This window comes from Acinetobacter sp. CY17, from assembly GCF_059515825.1.
On the sequence record NZ_JCAKMX010000048.1, the window covers coordinates 1 to 4,626 of the forward strand.

The following is a 4,626-nucleotide window of genomic DNA, read 5'->3' on the forward strand; positions in this document are numbered from 1 at the left end:
AAGAACAACTTGTTGTGGATTCTTACCGGTCGCCAATCTTTCGTTAAGGAGGTGATCCAGCCGCAGGTTCCCCTACGGCTACCTTGTTACGACTTCACCCCAGTCATCGGCCACACCGTGGTAAGCGTCCTCCTTACGGTTAGACTACCTACTTCTGGTGCAACAAACTCCCATGGTGTGACGGGCGGTGTGTACAAGGCCCGGGAACGTATTCACCGCGGCATTCTGATCCGCGATTACTAGCGATTCCGACTTCATGGAGTCGAGTTGCAGACTCCAATCCGGACTACGATCGGCTTTTTGAGATTAGCATCCTCTCGCGAGGTAGCAACCCTTTGTACCGACCATTGTAGCACGTGTGTAGCCCTGGTCGTAAGGGCCATGATGACTTGACGTCGTCCCCGCCTTCCTCCAGTTTGTCACTGGCAGTATCCTTAAAGTTCCCACCCGAAGTGCTGGCAAATAAGGAAAAGGGTTGCGCTCGTTGCGGGACTTAACCCAACATCTCACGACACGAGCTGACGACAGCCATGCAGCACCTGTATCAGAGTTCCCGAAGGCACCAATCCATCTCTGGAAAGTTCTCTGTATGTCAAGACCAGGTAAGGTTCTTCGCGTTGCATCGAATTAAACCACATGCTCCACCGCTTGTGCGGGCCCCCGTCAATTCATTTGAGTTTTAGTCTTGCGACCGTACTCCCCAGGCGGTCTACTTATCGCGTTAGCTGCGCCACTAAAGCCTCAAAGGCCCCAACGGCTAGTAGACATCGTTTACGGCATGGACTACCAGGGTATCTAATCCTGTTTGCTCCCCATGCTTTCGTACCTCAGCGTCAGTATTAGGCCAGATGGCTGCCTTCGCCATCGGTATTCCTCCAGATCTCTACGCATTTCACCGCTACACCTGGAATTCTACCATCCTCTCCCATACTCTAGCTTCCCAGTATCGAATGCAATTCCTAAGTTAAGCTCAGGGATTTCACATCCGACTTAAAAAGCCGCCTACGCACGCTTTACGCCCAGTAAATCCGATTAACGCTCGCACCCTCTGTATTACCGCGGCTGCTGGCACAGAGTTAGCCGGTGCTTATTCTGCGAGTAACGTCCACTATCCTAGAGTATTAATCTAAGTAGCCTCCTCCTCGCTTAAAGTGCTTTACAACCAAAAGGCCTTCTTCACACACGCGGCATGGCTGGATCAGGCTTTCGCCCATTGTCCAATATTCCCCACTGCTGCCTCCCGTAGGAGTCTGGGCCGTGTCTCAGTCCCAGTGTGGCGGATCATCCTCTCAGACCCGCTACAGATCGTCGCCTTGGTAGGCCTTTACCCCACCAACTAGCTAATCCGACTTAGGCTCATCCATTAACGCAAGGTCCGAAGATCCCCTGCTTTCCCCCGTAGGGCGTATGCGGTATTAGCAGTCGTTTCCAACTGTTGTCCCCCATTAATGGGCAGATTCCTAAGCATTACTCACCCGTCCGCCGCTGAATCCAGTAGCAAGCTACCTTCATCCGCTCGACTTGCATGTGTTAAGCCTGCCGCCAGCGTTCAATCTGAGCCATGATCAAACTCTTCAGTTTAAAATCAATAGTGCCTATAGGGCACCAATCTTGGCTCATCAATTACTGACAAAAAATTTGCTCAAATAAACTTCGAGAAATTCTTACCAATTATCAATGAAAATATATTCGATTGATCAACCAGTAAAAATCCACACAAGTTGTTCTTCATAATCTCTTAATGATTTTCTTGCATCTTCGTCAGAAGCAAGATAATCAGCTCATTTGTTAAATCATTGTTTTTCAACAAGTTTTAATCAAGATCATCGCTGATGGATGTGCATTCTACAGGATTTCAGGCGCTGTGCAACCCCATTTGCGAAGAATTCCGTCTGACTGCTCATTTATTTTACAAAATCACGTGTCAATTGAGCTAAAAAACACTTCTAGAGCCCTAATTTGCCTATTTTTTTGTGAAAAAAGCACATAACAACGCTAATTTTGCGATTTTTAGCGGTTTTTTCCCAAAAATCACTTAGCTCACGCTGTTATGTGCAGTTTTATTAAAATGCCAGCACTATGGCTAGCATTAGAATGATTGATTTCAGTGAGCTTAACGTCCCGCTTTAAAGCCTACTTGCTTCAGAAATGGCAATAGCTCCTCTATCCCAGCAGATGTTTGCAGCATTTCCGCAATACGTGCGGAAAAAGCCTGATAACTCTCTGTGCCTTTGGAATAACGACTCATCTCTGGCAGATCTGAAAGCTTATTTGCAAACATATAGCGCTGTGCATCTGTTAAAGCAGATTTCGTGTCTTGTTTGACTTCAATCTCTTTAGCAGCCTGTATTGCTGAACGTTTGTATCTGAAATTAAAGGAAAACCCCGAAATAGAACGGCCACGTTTATGCTGTTCATACTTAATGATTAAGTCGGAATGCTCGTTAATCTGATCAACCGCAATATCTAAGACACGACGTTTAAACGCTTCCATACGCGTGTATTCATTCACGCCAATGCCTAATTGGCCGCGTAAACGCTCAAGTTCATATGCTGGCGTCTTACCAACAGACTTCCATTGCATCAGTAACTCATAGAGTCGAACAGCATACACACTTTTAAAGTCTGCAGTTTTCTTTAAGTGATAGCTCGTGAAGTACTGCTCAAAGCCATCGATCTTCGTAATGTGCTCAATCACGACTCGCGTCAACGTTACGAGGATGCGTCCTTCGCCTTTACGATAGTTCGCATCTTGAATCCAACGACTCTTTGTCACAGTTCCATCTTCGTTCGTGATGGTGAACTGTCTCTTAAACAAAGAATCCTCTGCTTCACTCAATGCCAAGTAAGCAGCATCTGCCGAAACATTAAAAGCTCTCGCGTATCTCACTGCGTTTAGTTCCAAAGGCTCGTCCGTGGACAATCCTTGACCAGTTTCACGGGCATCGACAATCGCAAGTTGTAGCAAACGTGCCTCATTTAGGGTGAGCGTCTGCAAAGCCTGAACAAGTTTGTTCGATTTTACGACTAAATCAGTCATTTTTACCCATTTAGCAACAAGATTATTTTGTTGCTATAACAACATGAGAAATATTTGTTGTCAAATACCGAGGAAACGTTGTCATTAAACCGAGGAAACGTTGCTATATAACCGAGGAAACGTTGCTATATAACCGAGGAAACGTTGTCATATAGGCTCTGAAAGCCTTATGTAGCAAGGGTTTCAGCGTGTCTAAAAGCATTTAAAAACATTTAAAAACATTAAAAACCCGCTTCGCTCATTTTTTTTTGTTCAAAAACTTCGTTTTTTTTAATACTTATCCACAGGTTTTGATGACAACCTGAGATCACAGTGCAGATCTCCTGTTCCAAGAAAAATTCTCTCGGAAAGTTTAAAATTGAGCTGAAAATCGAATTTTTGGCTCAAAAATTTCAATTAATTTTTTTTGTCTCTTTTTTCTAAAAAAACATAGACTTTTAAATTTTTACCAAGAAACACAAATCAAATACCCTCTAAAACTCAATGTAAGCTTCACTATTGAATTTTTTTCAAGAAAATGATGTTGGGTACATCTCTAATTTTAAAGTGCCTATATGAAGCTTATATGAGATTTTAGATATATTCTTAAAAAACAAGAAAATCTCTAATTTTTAGAGTGATCAGATTTGTTTTTTGATCAATTTTTTGAGGAACTAGAATTTGATTCCTTCAAAAAGGAAAAAAATAGGACTTTTTAGAAGTAAAAAATCCTATTTTCCACTGATTACAAATTAATCAATTTTCTTGGTTTTGATGAAATAAGGGACGATCTAATCCCTATAGGGGGATGAATAGGCTTAAAATCTGTTTTTATTTGCTTAGGCTATTTTAGGGAAAAGTCGCTAATTTTGATTAATTCTTGAACGCAAAAGATTAAAAATTAACCACAGAGAAACATGAAAAGTAACGCTTTTTTTATGATCGATTTTTCTAGTGTTTTGCCCTAATTTGTATGATGCGGTATTAACGCATCATATAGAGCTATTTTAGTTATATGATGCGGCATTAACGCATCATATAGATGATATTAATTTAATCAGCACTGCGCTACTAATACACCTAACTAGAGCCATATGTCTAGCTTATAGGAGGACTGTTCTGATTGGACAAAGGAGTCTTAGATTGCCAGCTCGTGATAAAACAGAAGCTTCAATCAGATAAAGAGTTGTGAAATGTAGTAGATCGAGCCGTAAGGAAGAGAATCAGAGCACGATTCTGGTGAATAGAAGCGTAGGAACGGTCGCTAAAAATAATTTCATGCAAATTCTGAGGGTATTTATTGCTTTTTATAGGCGAAAAAAAATCCCCCGATCAACGATCGAGGGATTTTTAGAATAATGAGCTGGCGATGACTTACTCTCACATGGGTAACCCCACACTACCATCAGCGCTAAGAGGTTTCACTTCTGAGTTCGGGAAGGGATCAGGTGGTTCACTCTTGCTATTGTCGCCAGCACAACTTGGATGCTTACTCATCAGGTCTTACAAATGCCTAACTTTCGTCAAATGAGTTATTAACAGGATATATCTGAGTCGTCTATTTTGTTCGTTAGCGTTAACTAAATCAAGTTGTTTGTAGTGATTTT

1 protein-coding gene and 2 rRNA genes are annotated in these 4,626 nt (G+C 42.2%); all 3 read right to left on the reverse strand.

Annotated elements, in window-relative coordinates; genetic code table 11:
- Nucleotides 1-44: 44 nt before the first annotated feature.
- Nucleotides 45-1,581: ribosomal RNA gene (locus tag AC5YCI_RS16035) — 16S ribosomal RNA — on the reverse strand.
- A 532-nt stretch (nt 1,582-2,113) separates the two neighbouring features.
- Complete coding sequence (repM, locus tag AC5YCI_RS16040) at nt 2,114-3,040, reverse strand: replication initiation protein RepM (RefSeq protein WP_496130876.1); 927 nt, start codon at nt 3,038-3,040, stop codon at nt 2,114-2,116.
- 1,340 nt (nt 3,041-4,380) lie between these two features.
- Nucleotides 4,381-4,495 (reverse strand): 5S ribosomal RNA (gene rrf, locus AC5YCI_RS16045).
- Nucleotides 4,496-4,626 lie beyond the last annotated feature (131 nt).

Coding starts and splice junctions, on each gene's coding strand:
- repM (WP_496130876.1), bottom strand. CDS start 3,040: ATGACTGATTTAGTCGTAAAATCGAACAAACTTGTTCAGGCTTTGCAG.